16 protein-coding genes and 1 pseudogene are annotated in these 14567 nt (G+C 68.9%); 9 read left to right on the forward strand and 8 right to left on the reverse strand.

Features of this window, described 5'->3' with window-relative positions; genetic code table 11:
• Positions 1-130: 130 nt before the first annotated feature.
• From ACFV2X_RS54135 to ACFV2X_RS54150, 4 genes are all read right to left on the reverse strand, one after another.
• Positions 131-1009 (reverse strand): sigma-70 family RNA polymerase sigma factor, encoded by an 879-nt coding sequence (locus tag ACFV2X_RS54135; RefSeq protein WP_385631380.1) that lies wholly within the window; start codon positions 1007-1009, stop codon positions 131-133.
• Between the two features lie 159 nt (positions 1010-1168).
• On the reverse strand, positions 1169-1606 hold the full coding sequence (locus ACFV2X_RS54140; protein WP_385631382.1) for a VOC family protein: 438 nt from the start codon (positions 1604-1606) through the stop codon (positions 1169-1171).
• Between the two features lie 32 nt (positions 1607-1638).
• Positions 1639-2082 (reverse strand): helix-turn-helix transcriptional regulator, encoded by a 444-nt coding sequence (locus ACFV2X_RS54145; RefSeq protein ID WP_385631383.1) that lies wholly within the window; start codon positions 2080-2082, stop codon positions 1639-1641.
• Positions 2083-2123: 41 nt separating this feature from the next.
• Complete coding sequence (locus ACFV2X_RS54150) at positions 2124-3254, reverse strand: TetR family transcriptional regulator (RefSeq protein ID WP_385631386.1); 1131 nt, start codon at positions 3252-3254, stop codon at positions 2124-2126.
• A 263-nt stretch (positions 3255-3517) separates the two neighbouring features.
• Here ACFV2X_RS54150 and ACFV2X_RS54155 point away from each other — a divergent pair, with 263 nt between their 5' ends.
• From ACFV2X_RS54155 to ACFV2X_RS54180, 6 genes are all read left to right on the forward strand, one after another.
• Entirely contained in the window at positions 3518-4144 is a 627-nt protein-coding gene (locus tag ACFV2X_RS54155) for a transcriptional regulator (RefSeq protein WP_385631388.1), read from the forward strand.
• Positions 4141-5781: a pyruvate, phosphate dikinase gene (locus ACFV2X_RS54160; RefSeq protein WP_385631389.1), complete on the forward strand. Its 1641-nt coding sequence runs from the start codon at positions 4141-4143 to the stop codon at positions 5779-5781. The genes ACFV2X_RS54155 and ACFV2X_RS54160 overlap by 4 nt, the downstream gene beginning before the upstream one ends.
• A 27-nt stretch (positions 5782-5808) precedes the next feature.
• Positions 5809-6396 carry a histidine phosphatase family protein gene (locus ACFV2X_RS54165; protein ID WP_385631391.1) on the forward strand — a complete coding sequence of 196 codons (588 nt, stop codon included), beginning with the start codon at positions 5809-5811 and terminating at the stop codon, positions 6394-6396.
• A 100-nt stretch (positions 6397-6496) separates the two neighbouring features.
• Complete coding sequence (locus tag ACFV2X_RS54170) at positions 6497-7486, forward strand: hypothetical protein (RefSeq protein WP_385631393.1); 990 nt, start codon at positions 6497-6499, stop codon at positions 7484-7486.
• A 98-nt stretch (positions 7487-7584) separates the two neighbouring features.
• Positions 7585-7881: a hypothetical protein gene (locus ACFV2X_RS54175; RefSeq protein ID WP_385631396.1), complete on the forward strand. Its 297-nt coding sequence runs from the start codon at positions 7585-7587 to the stop codon at positions 7879-7881.
• Between the two features lie 15 nt (positions 7882-7896).
• Positions 7897-9432, forward strand: coding sequence for a hypothetical protein (locus tag ACFV2X_RS54180; RefSeq protein WP_385631398.1), 1536 nt, complete (start codon positions 7897-7899; stop codon positions 9430-9432).
• Between the two features lie 23 nt (positions 9433-9455).
• Here ACFV2X_RS54180 and ACFV2X_RS54185 read toward each other — a convergent pair whose 3' ends face one another.
• Both ACFV2X_RS54185 and ACFV2X_RS54190 read right to left on the reverse strand, forming a co-directional pair.
• Positions 9456-10238 carry a DUF899 domain-containing protein gene (locus tag ACFV2X_RS54185; protein ID WP_385631399.1) on the reverse strand — a complete coding sequence of 261 codons (783 nt, stop codon included), beginning with the start codon at positions 10236-10238 and terminating at the stop codon, positions 9456-9458.
• A gap of 157 nt (positions 10239-10395) precedes the next feature.
• Positions 10396-11703, reverse strand: a complete 1308-nt coding sequence (locus ACFV2X_RS54190; RefSeq protein ID WP_385631401.1) for a DUF2218 domain-containing protein — start codon at positions 11701-11703, stop codon at positions 10396-10398.
• A 155-nt stretch (positions 11704-11858) separates the two neighbouring features.
• Here ACFV2X_RS54190 and ACFV2X_RS54195 point away from each other — a divergent pair, with 155 nt between their 5' ends.
• Complete coding sequence (locus ACFV2X_RS54195; protein ID WP_385631403.1) at positions 11859-12437, forward strand: TetR/AcrR family transcriptional regulator; 579 nt, start codon at positions 11859-11861, stop codon at positions 12435-12437.
• Between the two features lie 107 nt (positions 12438-12544).
• On the opposite strand, the gene ACFV2X_RS54200 is transcribed toward ACFV2X_RS54195, so the two are convergent.
• Both ACFV2X_RS54200 and ACFV2X_RS54205 read right to left on the reverse strand, forming a co-directional pair.
• Positions 12545-13336, reverse strand: a complete 792-nt coding sequence (locus ACFV2X_RS54200) for a hypothetical protein (RefSeq protein WP_385631405.1) — start codon at positions 13334-13336, stop codon at positions 12545-12547.
• A 164-nt stretch (positions 13337-13500) separates the two neighbouring features.
• Positions 13501-13686: a hypothetical protein gene (locus ACFV2X_RS54205; RefSeq protein WP_385631406.1), complete on the reverse strand. Its 186-nt coding sequence runs from the start codon at positions 13684-13686 to the stop codon at positions 13501-13503.
• Between the two features lie 211 nt (positions 13687-13897).
• On the opposite strand from ACFV2X_RS54205, the gene ACFV2X_RS54210 reads away from it, so the two are divergent.
• Together ACFV2X_RS54210 and ACFV2X_RS54215 are read left to right on the forward strand one after the other, a co-directional pair.
• Entirely contained in the window at positions 13898-14428 is a 531-nt protein-coding gene (locus tag ACFV2X_RS54210) for a GNAT family N-acetyltransferase (protein ID WP_385631408.1), read from the forward strand.
• A 46-nt stretch (positions 14429-14474) separates the two neighbouring features.
• A pseudogene (locus tag ACFV2X_RS54215) lies at positions 14475-14567 on the forward strand (SPFH/Band 7/PHB domain protein); the annotation flags it as partial.

Below are 14567 nucleotides of genomic sequence, written 5' to 3' on the forward strand. Positions count from 1 at the left end.
CGTTACCCCGCTCTGCAGCCCACACCCCTCTCGCGCCGGGCGGGTGGGGGGGCCGGGCTAGCCCTCCCCCGCCCCACAATGTCTGGGGTGGGCCCCCCCCGGGGGCCCCCCCCCCCCCGGGCCGGACCGCTCACTCGGCCTGGCCGAGGACGCTGGACGCGAGGATGCGGACGCGGTCGGCGTTGCGGATCACGTCGATCCTGGCGATCTTGTCGCCGGTGACGGTGAAGGCGATGACGGAGTACGGTTGTCCATCCCGGGTGACCAGCGCGCCGACCGTGCCGTTGACCAGGACGGAGCGCAGTTCGCCACCGTGGGGCGCACGGACTTGCTCGGCCACCGCCGCCGCACCGCGGACGACGCTCGGCGGCCGGGTGGCACCGAACTCGGTACGCTGCATGACATCGGGGGCGAGGACCTGGATGAGTGCGTCGAGATCCGCCGTCCGCGCCGCCGCGTAGAACGCGTTGACCACCTTCCGCTGGCGCGCGAGATCCCGGTCGGGCCGGGGGATCTCCGCGCCGCTGACCCTGCGCCGCGCTCGGCTGGCGAGCTTCCGTGCTGCCGTGGGGTTTCGGTCGATGATGTGGGCGATCTCGTCGAAGGGCAGGCCGAACATGTCGTGCAGCACGAACGCCAACCGTTCTGCCGGGGTGAGCCGTTCGAGTACGACAAGCAGCGCCAGGCCCACCGCGTCGGCCAGCAGTGCCTCCTGCTCGGGGTCGGGGTCTCCGGCCCGGACGACCGGGTCGGGCAGGTGCTCGACCAGCGGGTCTTCCCGGCGGCGCCGTCGGGACCGCAACTGGTGCAGGCACTCCCGCGCGACGACGGTGGTCAGCCATCCGCTGAGGTTGTCAATCTGCTCCTCATCGGACCGGCTCAGCCGAAGCCAGGCGTCCTGCACCGCGTCGTCGGCCTCAGTCACCGAACCCAGCATCCGATATGCCACCGCACGCAGCCGCGGGCGCTCCCGCTCGAAGCGCTCGGCCAGCCACTCGCTCTCGTTCACCAGTCACACCATCCCATCGTCAAGACTCACCGGGATGAGCCTCCAGAGGCCGCCGATGTGACGGCAGTGACGGAGGACGCCGTGGAGCTGACTTCAGGCGGTCAGGACGTCTTGCAGGGCCCGTCCGGCGGGCTCCCGGGGGGTGTTGGGCTGGGGAGCTCAGTGCCGTTCCGGATCGAACTCCAGCACCTGTGTGAGCCGGATGTTGTTGCCCGACGGGTCCCGGAACGACGTGTCGATCCCGTACGGCTGCGCCGTCGGCGGGTCGTTGAACTCGACACCACGGGCGGACAGCTCGTCATACGCGGCCTGGCAGTCGTCGGTCTCCAGGAACAGCGTGCCGCCCGCACCCTTGGCGACCAGATCCGACAGCTGGGCGCTGCTCGTCTCATCCAGCATCGGCTGCCCCGGTACTGGCATCAGCACCAGCGCCGGACCGTCCCCGCCGGGCGGGGCGACACACAGCCACCGGAAGCTCCATGCCTCCATCGTCACATCCGCCCGGACCTCCCAGCCGAGCTTCCTGGTGTAGAAGTCAAGCGCCTCGTCCTGGTCGTGCACCCAGAACTGCGCATTCGCGATCTTGATCGTCGTCATGGCCGCTCCTCGCTCGATTGCCTGGAACGACGCTAAGCAGCCGGCAACGCCGTGTCTTCTCGAAACGTGCGGTTCCGTGGCCGGCCGTAGGCCATCGCCACACAGCGGGGGACGCGGACATGCCGAGCGGCGGGCGGATGCGCCGCACGGTACGCCTGCGGAGTCATCCCGTACATCCTGCGGAAACTCGTCGTGAACGAACCGATGCTCCGCACACCGACGGCGACGCCGATCTCGGCCACCGTCCAGTCGGTCGCAAGCAGCAGGGCCGCGGCCCGCTCCAGGCGACGGGTCAGCAGGTACTGGTGCGGCGACTCGCCGAACGCGGCCTTGAAGCAGCGGCTGAAATGGGCCGGGGACAGCGCGGCAGCCGCGGCCATGCCGGCCACAGTGAGTGCCTCGGAGTAGTGGGCGTCCGCGAGATCCCTGGCGCGGAGCAGATGACGAGCGATCGGAACATGGGCCACGGGACCCATTGTGCGGTCACCGGGACCCGCCGCTCCCGGAATCGGGTCATTCAGGCCTCGTCCGCAGGTCTCTCCGGCTCGCCGCCGTCGTGCCGCGGCCACGGTGTGGTGGCGCCGCTGTCGGCCACGGCGTGGCCGGCGCCGTGGCCGTCCGCGTGTGCCACGATCAGCCCGTCGCGCACCCGGATCGCGACCTCGGTGAGGTCGTCGACCGAGGTCCGGCCGAGGGCCGCGGGAACCGTGCCAGCGTCGTCGAAGACGATGCGCGGCCGCGGTAGTTCCTCGGCTGCGAACACCCGGCGCAGGCAGGCGACGAGATCGACGATACGGAGGCGGGCCAGTCGACCTGTCTCGGCCGGGTCGCTCGTGGCGACGACGATCGTCACCGCGTCCCCTGGCCGGGCCGAGCGGACCGCCTCCTCGGCCGCGGACAGACGGCTCACGCCCAGCACGACGACCACGCCGTCGTCGGCGAGGTCGACCGCACGGCCGGTGATCTCGTCGGCGAGGCCTCGGGGCGCCGCCCACGGGTCTTCCGCCGGCTGTGCCCCGGCGATGAAGGGCAGGTGCGGTGGCTCCGCGTCGTCGTTGAGGGCGATGTCGGCCAGGTGCTCGGCCGCGCGCGCCAGGTCGAACGGGTCACCGACTCCGGGGGCGTTCTCCGCGAGACCGGCCGCTCCGTGGAGGAGGGTCAGCGCCAGCTGGGCCGGTCGCACCATCCTGCCGCGCGCCGCGGGGCGCGACTCGAGTGCCAGGGCGAGCAGCAGGGCTTCGAACCGGACGAGTTCGGCCAGCGCGGTCCTGGCCGGCTCGGTGTCGAGCACTCCGGACAGCGAACGCAACTGGAGATGCCCGCTTCCTGGTGTGTCGCCGGCGAGGGGCAGTCGTTCGAGCCAGACCCGGGCGAAGGCGCCGAGCGCTCGCCCGACGGAGGCGGGCGATTCCACCGGCGGTTCAGCGCGGGCCCTGGCCCGTTCGGCGGCGTCGGCAAGCACCGCGAGGTAGAGCGCGCGCTTGCCGGTGAAGTTGGAGTAGACCGCTCCTCTGGTCAGTTCGGCTCGCTCGGCGATCCGGTCGACCTTGGCCTCGGCGTAGCCGTGCTCGGCGAACTCCTCCCGCGCCGCGACCAGCACCGCCGCGCGGGTCCGCTCCTGCTGCTGGGCGCGCGTCAGTCTCGCCATCGTGTCCCCTTCCGCTCCCGTGTCATGATACAAACAGCATCCAGATGATGATGTCATCCAGAAAACATGAACATCGGAAGGTTGAATATGGGTGGCAAGGGGTTCGATGCCGACCGACGGCACCCAGCCAAGGCGCAGCAACACCGCGAACCGCCGACATCCCGACCGTCGGGGCCAGGCGACGGCCGGAAGACCACTCAATTCGCGCCGCGAGCCACCGGCAGCCTTCCCACGAACCGAACCGCACACCCAGGGGACACGACATGACCCGGTCCGAAACTCACGCGACAAACGCCAACCTGTTGGTGCTGCATGCCCTGCGCTGTGCCGGGGCCGCCAGCTCCACCCGCCTCCATGGGGTTACGGGACTCGACGAGTCCGACATCGAGTCCGAGCTCATCGATCTCGGGGCCCAGGGCCTCGTCACACGGATATCCGGCGACATGCCCTGCTGGCTGCTCACGGACACCGGCCGCGCCGCCGACGCCGAGCGCATCACCGACGAACTCACCTCGGCCAACGCCCGCGGAGCCGTTGAGGCGGCATTCGACCGGTTTCTCGTACTCAACCCGGAGCTGCTCGACCTCTGCGCGGCATGGCAACTTCGCACCGTCGACGGCATCGTGAACGCCAACGACCACAGCGACCCCGCCTACGACTCCCGGGTCCTCGACCGATTCGCCGATCTCGACCGACGCGCCGCCCCCGTCTGTGCCGAGCTGTCCGCGGCACTGCTGCGATTCGGCCGTTACCGCGACCGTCTCGCCGGAGCCCTCGATGGCGCCGCCTCCGGCGCGCTGGAGTACGTGACCGACAGCACCGCCTCGTACCACACCGTATGGGCGGAGCTGCACGAAGACCTGCTCGCCACCCTCGGGATGCGGCGATGAGATGGATTCGCACGATCTCCGCCCAGGTCGAGGAGGCGGCGGAGACACTGGGTGGCAAGGCACTCGGCCTGGTCCTCCTGCACCGCCTCGGGTTGCCGGTGCCGGCCGGGTTCGTCATCACCACGCGGGCATGCCGTGTCTTCCTACGGGACGGACGTCTGCCCGACGGACTCGACGACGAACTCGCGACGGCCATCGCCGACCTCGAACTCACCACCGGGCGCGCCTTCGGCGGACCCAGGAGACCGCTGGCGGTCTCCGTGCGCTCCGGGGCCGGTGTATCGATGCCCGGCATGATGAGCACGATCCTCAACCTCGGCCTCACGACCGGAGCCACCGCGGGCCTTGCCGTCGAGACGGGCGACCGGCCGTTCGCACTGAACTCGCGGCTGCGCTTCCTGTCGAGCTTCGCCTCCGCGGTCACGAACGCGGACGCGGACGATGTGAGAGCCATCCACGGAGAAGATCCCGGGCGAGGGACCACGGACGAGGAAACACGCCTCGCCGATGCGATGAAGGCAGTCGAGGAATTCGTTCGGAAACGGTGCGGACAGCCTGTCCCCGACGACGCGGCCCGTCAGCTGGCGTGGGCGGTCGAGGCCGTGTTCTCGTCCTGGGACACGCCACGCGCCCGAACCTACCGCGCGTTGCACGACATCCCGCACGACCTCGGAACGGCCGTGATCGTCCAGACGATGGTGTTCGGGAACCGCGACGACCACAGCGGCACCGGAGTCGCGTTCAGCCGCGATCCCAACACCGGTGAGAACATCCCTTTCGGCGAAGTCCTGTTCGGGCACCAAGGAGAGGACGTCGTCTCCGGCAGATCGACGACCCGGCCGCTGCGCGAACTCGCCGGGCGGGAGCCGGCGGTGTGGGCGGAGCTGCTCGATGCCCTGAGCCGGATCGAAGGACACTTCCGTGACGCCTGCTACGTCGAATTCACCTTCCAGGCCAGCGAGTTGTGGATCCTCCAGGTCCGGCCCGGCCGGTTCGTCGGAGGTGCCGCGGTGCGCGTGGCCACCGAACTCGCCGACGAGCGGGTCATCGAACGGCACGAAGCGCTGCTCAGGATCTCCCCAAGCCATCTCCGTCAGGTCCGCACGCCACGCATCGCGTCATCCGAGGAGGCCGACGTCTTCGCCCGGGGCCTCGGCGCCTGCCCCGGTGTCGCGGTCGGCCAGGTGGCGACCACGGCGGACCGAGCGGTACGCATGGCCCAAGGTGCCCCGGTCATCCTGGTGCGCCCGGAGACCTCTCCCCATGACATGCACGGCCTCGCCGCCGCCACGGGGATCGTCACCGCTCGCGGCGGGCCGGCCAGCCACGCCGCGGTCATCGCACGAGCCATGGAAAGGCCCGCAGTCGTGGGCGTCGCCGACCTGACCGTCGATGCCGGCAACGGCACCGTCACGGCCGGCGGGCGCACCATCGGCGACGGCACCCTCATCACCGTCGACGGGACGAGTGGCGAGGTCGCCCTCGGCCGCCCCCGCATCGTCGCGAACGCGGCCGACGAGCACCTCCGCCGACTGCTGGCATGGGCCGACAACACCTCGGGGGACCACTCCCCACGCGAGGAATCCCAGCGGCTCGAAGCGGCCCATGCCGCACTGCGGTCCTCAACCACCCGATGACAAGGCAACTCTGAAAGGAGATCGGCGATGCCGACTCGGCACGTGTATCTGGTACGGCACGGAGCGGCGGACCCGTTCGGCGAGCTGACCGACATCGGGCAGCGGCAGTCGGAACTGCTCGGGCGGCGCCTGGCCGCGCTTCCGATCGACGCGGTGTGGCATTCCCCCCTCCCCCGGGCGGTGCGGTGCGCGCGGATCGTCGGCAGGCACCTCCCGAACGCCGGCGTGCGGGAAGCGGCCGAGCTGATCGATCACGTACCGCACGTACCGGACGACGCGCCACCGGCGTGGGCGGCGTTCTTCGACGGGTACGACGCCGAGGAGGCCGCGGCGGGAGCACGTCTCGCCGATGCCCTCACCGACAGGTTCGCGCGCCCCGCCGCATCCGAGACTCACGAGGTCCTGGTCACCCATGCCTATCAGGTGGCCTGGCTCATCCGGCACGCACTCGACGCTCCACCGGTGCGATGGCTGGGGCTGAACTGTGGGAACACGGCACTGACCGCGATCGAATACCGCGACGGAATGGCGCCGACGGTCCTGCTGTACAACGACATGGGCCACCTGCCGACCGAACTGCGGTGGACGGGGTTCGGGAACGGCACACGGCCATGAGAGGCAGCGTCACCGCTGCGTTCGGCGGCCGGACCACGGCAAAACCGTACGCATGGGGGCCACTTCGGGCGGCCGATGTTCGTCAGTATCCTCGGGTGCCGTGACCGATTCGACACCGCCGCCATGGGTTGACGACCTCTTTCCGTTCCCCACTCCGCCCGCGCTCCGCACACTGATCGACATCGCCTGGCAGGACGCGTACGACTTCTACCAGGAAAACGAAAGTTACGATTACACCCTGCTGGAAACCCACTACGACTTCATGTTCGACCTGGCCACGATTCCCCGCCCGCCCGATGGCTGCGACGGCTACCCGGAATTCGACAACCAGCGTCGGCAGCCGTCGCTGCCCCACTACGCCACGCCCGAGTTCGTGTCCTTCGGCTCCCTCGGCGACGGCGGCAAGATCGGCTGGCTGGTACCCGCGCCGGAACTCAGGAGGCTGGACCATCCGGTCGCTCTGGCCAGCGGCCATGAACACGGCGTGACCCTGATCGGTGCGGACACCCGTACCGGCTTGCATTTCATGCTGTCGTGGGCCCTACGACGGTGGCGCCAGAACCCGGTCCCGGAGCCCCCGGCGGGTCGCGACCCAGATGTGTGGCTTGCCCAAAGCCAGCGGCGCATCAACGCCCGCGCCAAAGACCGGAGACTTGTTGACCGGCTGGCCGCCGAACTCCGCGTACACCCGGACCCGGATCGGACCTTTCCCGGTTCACGGTGGAAAGGCACGGCCGTCATGGAGGACACCGAGTTCAACATCGTGTTTGACGTACCGGAGGGTTGGCGGCACGAGCCCGGCGCGGACGGCATCGGCGTGCTCGCCCCAGCCGACGCCTACAACGATCGGGAGCCGGTGGTCTACATCAGCTCGTGGGAGTCGTCGCTCGAACCAGCGCTGGCCGACGCTGAACGCCTGCTCGACACCGGACACCCGGCGACCGCGTTGCTCGGGCTCAAGGACATCTTCGTCAACGCACCGAGCGGCCACTTCGCCGATCTCAAGCCGTTGTGGGCGCGAGCGTACCGAGACCTCGGCCGGTCCGAATACGCGGAGCGCCTCGACCTGATGACGCCGATGTACCAGTGAAGTGCACGGAGGATCAAGAACTTTGCGCTTGAAGTCAATGACACCTGGAGGTGCGGGCCTGAAAATCCTGAGTGGGATCCACATAGGGGGAGTGACCGATGCCGCCCGAGTTCGACTATCAGGCCGCCGATCGGTTGAGCTGGGTGCTGAAGCAGTTCATCGAGAAGATCGACTGGTTTCTGTGGTTGCGCAACGGCCAGCGCAAGGCGCTCCTGTCCACTCCGAGCAGCGCCAACTGGCAGGGCGCGAAACGCACTCGCTACGAGCATGACCTCGCCCGCCAGCGAGCGGCCCTGATCCACCTCAGGGAAGAAGCCACACGGCTCAAGGCGCACGTGGACCATGCCACCACACAGGCCCATGCACAGCATGCGCAGCAGAAGCCCAGGATCTAGGAGGTCGGGCTGACCATGGCCAAGGTGTCGGCGATTCCGGAGAAACTCTTCGCGTATTCCGCGGCCTGCACGCGGGGGGCGGAGCAGTTTCAGCAGTGGGTGAGCGCGTACCTGTCGTCCGCGCTGCGGGACGTCGAGAAGAGCGGCGTCGCGCCACCATCGTCGCTGGACTCGTCCGTGGCGAAGTGGATCGCCGCCGCCTTCTACACGGACCGGGACGTGAGCACGGTCGGCCGGGCGTTCCAGGAGGCAGGCGGCCCCACGGCGGGTACGCCCGCGAAGTTGGTCTCCGCCTCCGACCAGGACGTCAACGCCGCCTTTCAGCGACTGCAGACCCAGTACGCGCAACAGTCGCGCTCGACGGAGGCCGGGGCCGCGCTGGCGAGGCGCATGGAGCAGGCCGACGGCCTCGGGCCGATTGTGGCGGAGCTCCGCGCACACGCCAACGATCCCTACTTCAACGCCGGTTTCTACAACGGGCTGAACAGCGAGCAGATCAGGCGGCTGATGTCCGACCCGACCGGAATCAAGGCGCTGGTGAGCGCGTTCGCCAGCGGTGCGGTCACCAAGGAGACCGCCGACAAGGTCACCCGGCAGCTCGGCTGGGACCAGCCCGGAATGATCCCCGAGCTGCCGCTTCCGTGGAAACTGCCGTTCCCGTGGGAGAAGCACGACCACGGCGTCCCACCGGACGACCAGATCGCGTTTTTGAAGGCGCTGCTGGCCAACCGGGCGGCAGCCGCCCAGTTCGCCTACAACTTGGACGATCCCGAGTTGTTGCGGATCAAGGGGACCGATGGGGCACGGCTCTCCGGCCTCGGCATGCTTCTGGACAAGGTCTACGCAGCGCATCCGTCGTGGCCACGCGGCGCCGAGGCGCCTACGGGCGCGGATCTTTCCTGGGAGCTCAGAGGCGCGAACGCCCTGCCCTACCCGTCCGTGGCCCCTCAGGGCGTGGACCGCAACGGCAAGCCCTACTCCCGCGACGAACTCGCCGTGCTGAGCTGGATCGAGCTGCACAAGGACACCATTCTTCAAGAGGCGCGCAGGTGGAACATCGACCCGAGGGCCATCGTCGGCGCCATCGCGTGGGAAGCACTGAAGAACAAGGACCGCTGGTGGCAGGACGTCAGGGACGGGCTTCCCGCTCGGCCGCCGCTCGACTATCACCTGTCGGCCGGACCCGGAAAGGTGCACATCGAATCCGAGATCGTCAAACAGATCGAGGCCGAGGGATACCTTCCCCGCCAAGGAGAGGACGGCCGTCGGGAGATTCTGCGCACCTCGGACGGGTCGATCAGGTATATAGCCGCGATCCTCGGGGCCTACTCCAAGGTGACCGAGGAGAACCCGGACCGCGAGCCCATCCGGAACAACGTCCCGGTGCTCGTCAACCTGTACCAGGGCAGCGATCTGAACAGATGGCGGACATGGCTGACCGCACACCCGGGCGCGGCGTACGAGGCCGGGAACCCGATGGGGCAATGGGCCCTGTCGCCCGAGGGCCAGCGCTTCCTGAACGACTCCCTGCGGCTGTGGGATCAGGAATAGCCCGCGCCGTCGGCGTAGGCGGGTCAGTGGTGGTGGCTGTGCCGGCCGAGGGTCTCTACGGGGGTCGCGCCGGGGCGGGTCCACTGGGGCACGGGGCGGCTGGTCGGGCCCCAGGTCGCGTTCCCGTCCGCGTCCGAACGCCAGGACCAGCACGGGCTGCCGCCTTCGGGCCAGCCCTGGGGGTTGTCCTCCCATGCCTCGCCGCGGCCGTAGGGCGTCATGTCGAGCAGGCCCAGGGACCCGTTGACCCGCTCGTTGCCACGGCCCGTCGTGGAGTAGGTGAGGAACACGCGGTCGCCCTCCCGAAGGAAACAGGTGAGGTAACCCATGTCGCCGCCGACCGGCCCCTCCACGCCGCGCACGGAGTACCAGGGCTGGGTGTAGCCCATGAACGCGACGTAGGAGGCCACCTCGTCCCACCGGCCCGTGGTCAGGACGGCGAACGAGACGCCGCGGGCGTTGAGGTAAGCGGCGTCTTTCAGGTGCCAGGCCGTGGTCGTGCAGCCCTCGCACTGCCCCTGGTGCGGAGCGCCGTCGTACCACATGTGCTTGTAGACCACGAGCTCGTCGCGGCCCTGGAACAGGTCCAGGAACGGGACCGGGCCGTCGGGTCCGACGACCTCGACCGTCCCGTCGAGCTCCGCCATCGGCAGTCGGCGGCGGGCCGCGGCGAGGGCGTCGCCCTCGCGGGTGTGGGCCTTCTCCCGGACCAGAAGCTCGTCACGTGCGGCCTGCCAGGTGGCCAGGTCGACGACGGGCGGGCGGCCGGGCAGCGCGGTGGTGGGGTCGTTCGGCGTGGTCGTCATGGTGTCCTCCGTGGTGTCTCATGCTGGGCAGCGTCCTACGACGCCCTACAACGGTCACCAGAACAGACTCCCGACCCGGCGGAAACTCATCGCGGCACGGGGCACTCGGGGCACCCGGGGCACTCAGGGCACCCTCGGCCGAGCGCCTCGTCTGGCTTCAGCGGCGTGCTCGGGCGGTCTTGCTGCGGCGGATGACCACGGTCGTCATGACAGCGGCCTTGACCGCGACAGTGCCGAGGATGGTGACGAGCGCCCAGCTTGACCACGAGGAGTCCGCCAAGGCGCGGCCGGCTCCGAGGTGCACGGCCAGGACCAGCAGGGCCACGGCGGACAAGGCGACCGTCTTGCCGTGGGCGCGGATGGGTGACCGTGCGGCGGAAGGCCCGCCCGCCACGCCGGGGGCGTCATCGGGTGCTGTCACCGGAGCCTGGGAACGATGCCAGGCCACATGCAGGTTGTCGCGTCTGCCGATCTTCTCGATGCGTGAGGCGATGCCGTCCTGGATGCGCCGCAGGTGTTCCTCATCGTCGGCCCGGGCGCGGAGTGTCAGCCCTTCGGGACTGGCTTCCAGAGCGCACTGTCCGAAGCCGAAGTCGAGGACGCCGCAGGTGTCGGACCATTCCACGTGCCGGATCCGGGGAGGAGCCCCGCCGGCTGTGTGGGCGCGCGGCCGGTGGCCGGGGATTCCGGTCATCTGGCTGCCGTGTCGGCAGAGTTGGACGAGGTACCGGCTCGCCCGGTCGGTTGGGATGTGGGCTTGTGCGGTCAGCATGTCGCTGCCCAGGTCGCGGGCCGCTTCCTCGGTCAGTGCCGCAGGGTGGGCATCGTCAGCCTCGGAGGACCCGGTCATGGTGGCGGAGACCAACCAGCCCTGGAGGCCGTCGGGGTGGCGGGTCGAGGCGATGGTGGCCGGTTCGATGGAGTCGATGCGCCATCCCTCGGCGAAAGCAAGACGGATCTCCTGTGCTGTGAGCTTGTGCGGGCGTCCCAGCTCGCCCGGCTGCCGGTCGCTGAAGCCGAGCATGAAATAGCGGCCGCCCGGCCTCAGTACGGTGCGCAGGCCGCGGAGGTAGGTGGCACGGTCCTCGCTGGTGAAGCTGTGGAAGACCAGGGAGTCGAGCACGGTGTCGAAGAAACCTGAAAGGCCTGCCGGCTCTCGGGCGTCGTGGCGCAGGAAGCGGGCGGTCAGCCCGCGCGACCTTGCCTTGCCCTGCGCGGTGTGCAGTGCGTTTGTAGCGAGGTCGATGCCGGTGGCGTCAAGCCCCAGACCAGCCGCGAGCAGAGTGTGCTCGCCAGTGCCACAGCCGACGTCCAGCACCCGGCCCCGGATGGCCCCGGCGTCAGCGAGTGCCTGAAGCGCCGGCTGGGGCCGGCCGATGTCCCACGGCGGCCTGCTGCTGTACAGCTCTTCCAGTGCCCCCGAGGCCCCGGCAGAAGCCCCGGCATGGGAATGCGGCTGTGTCATGGCGACGCCCTTTCCGTCTTGGCTGCCCGGCAACGCTCACGACGCGATTGCCCGTCCGGCAATCGGGGCCGATGCCGACAGTCACAACTTTTGCGATACAGACCGTCGGTGTCAAGTCAGATCGTCACACCAGCGGCGCGGCGTACAATGACGCGGTGCCGAAGCTGTGGAACGAGACGATCGAGGAGCATCGCAACGCGGTGCGCGAAGCGATCCTGCGCACCACCTGGTCACTGGCCTCCGAGCAGGGACCCATGTCGGTGACCATGTCGCAGATCGCCGAGAAGGTCGGCATCGGCCGGGCCACGCTCTACAAGTACTTCCCCGACGTCGAGTCGATCCTGAGCGCATTCCACGAACGCCATATCGCGAGCCACATCGAACAGCTCCACCAACTCCGAGAGAGCCTTCCCGACCCCGGCGATCGGGTTCGGGCGGTCCTCGAGCACTACGCGCTCATCTCCTACCGCCGACGCAGCCAGGGCACAGAGGAACTTTCGGCGCTGCTCCACCGCGGCGAAGCGATCGTCGAGGCCCAGCGCCACCTCAGCCGGCTCTTCGAAGATGTGATTGCGCAAGCCGCCGCCGCCCAAGCACTCCGGGACGACATCGCCCCCCGAGAACTCGCCACCTACTGCCTCCACTCCCTCACAGCCGCCGCCGATCTGCCCTCGGAAGCCGCCGTCCACCGGCTCGTCGGCGTCACGCTCGCAGGGATGCGAACCCCGGCGTGACCGTCGATATCGACATCTCCGGATTCAGCTGCCCATCCCGCCCGATCGCGGACGGGTCGCGGGGGTTGAGCCTCAGGTCAGTACAGATCAGTACAGGTCAGTGCAGGTCAGTGCAGGTCTACTTGGAACGCGTGACGGTAGTCGGCGGGGCAGGTGAAAATGCGCAAGTCTCCCCACCGGCCGACGACAACCCCTGTCTCGTCGTCGCTGGCCACGGTGAACAGGAGTGTCATTGCCGTGCCGCAGTCACCGCAGGCAAAGACTGTGGGGTGGTTCAGGTGCCATGTTGGCCAGCCACCGAGTTTCCAGCCGGCGAGGCGGGTGATGACGTCACCGCCGTCGCCTGTCTCGCGGACCAGTTCCTCAAGCCTCGGACGGAGCTCTGCCGGCAGCTCCTCACGGAAAGGGAAGTCGGTCACGTGCTCGGCGGTGATGGCGCACGCCTGCGGCAGGTAGCCGTCCTCCTCATACCGCGAGGGCGGCGGCGGAGTCGTCAATGGGTTGATCACGTCAGCGGCCCGACGCCATCGCACCTCAAGCACAGGGCTGACATCGGCCTGCGGGGCCGGCGGATCCCAGTGTTCATTGGGACACCAAAGGATCTGCAAGAGGTCGATGCCAGCGGGCCACCAGGGCCCCGGCGCGTCGTGACGGAAGATCTGCGCGACCGGCACCATGGCCGTGGCAGGCACGCCGGCTGAGCTGTTCTCGTCGGGCAAGGAGCATTCGGGCCACGGTTCGCCACTCGGCCATAGCAGTGGTCCGCCGATGGAACTGTCCCGGCAGTCCGGCTCCGCGCGCTTGGGATGGAATATGACCGCCTCGCGCGCGTGGGGAGCGAGTTCGGGAAGAACGGCGAGTATCGCTTCGACCGTCGGTCTGGAGGTGCTGGTCATCATGGCTTCCGGTCAGCTGATCATAGATTGCTCGCAGCGTATAGGTCAGCAGTGACAGTCACTCCCACGCGCGGATCATGAGCGGAGCCACAGCCGGATCGCGGCAGCCGTGACAGTGGTCACGCCATGGAGTGCCGATCTTCGCCTGCTCGAACGGGACGGTGTGGTCACTTCTTCCTGGAACGGCTCGGAGAGTTCCGCAGGCGCGCCAGCGTCCACACCGTCGCGTAGATGATGAATGCGCTCATCGCGATGGCCCAGACCCACACCGCTTCGCCACCTCGACGGGTCATGAAGATCCCTGAGGCGACGGTGGCGGCCACGACGACCAGCCATCGGTATCCCATATCCACGTGATGCCTCCTGACCAGCAAGCCGCACCCTCCGCAACGCCGGTTCGGGCAGCCTGGTGGATCACTTCACCACGATCCTTCGTCCACGTCCACAGCAGCATCATCACCCCGCCGACTTCCACTGCCGGAACGAGGGTCACCCCGTCCAGGCTGCCGTGCGTGCCCAACTGCGGAAGTCCATGATCCGACCGACAGCACCTATGCTTCCGCCGTGACCGACACCACGCATGGCATACGGATCAGACCAGGCAGCCTGGCCGACGCACCCGCCATTCTGGACATGCTCGACTCCGCGGTGGCGTGGATGAACGAGCGCGGAAACACCGAGCAGTGGGGCACGACACCGTATTCGCAGATACCCGGCGGGGTGGCGCGCGTCGAGGGATACACCACCGAGAACGCCCCTTACATCGCGGAGTTGAACGGAGCACCTGTCGGAGCCCTGGTGCTGGGCTCGGGTCCCGACCCGAAGGTGCCGATCGCGTCGGTCGGGGAACCCGAGCGGTACGTCCGGCTGCTGGTGTCCGACCGGCGGCACGCCGGTCTGGGCATCGGGGCGGCGCTGTTGGCCCATGCCGCCGAGGAGACCCGGCGGGCCGGTGTGCAACTGCTGCGGGTCGACTGCTGGGCCGGCGGCGGGGGCGAACTGGTGGCGTTCTACGAACGCAACGGCTTCACCCCTACCGACCGTTTCCTGTCCGGGAGCTGGCCGGGACAGGTGCTGGCCCGGCGGGTCGGCTGACAGCACGGGCAGGTCGGCCGATGACAGGCTCTCCCGGTAACACTTCGAGCGCTTCGGCCGCTACACCCGCACCCTCAACGCGGGCCTCAACATCGTCGTGCCGTTCATCGACTCGATCCGCAACCGCGTCGACCTGCGT

Source organism: Streptomyces sp. NPDC059679, assembly GCF_042734105.1.
GTDB lineage: Bacteria > Actinomycetota > Actinomycetes > Streptomycetales > Streptomycetaceae > Streptomyces.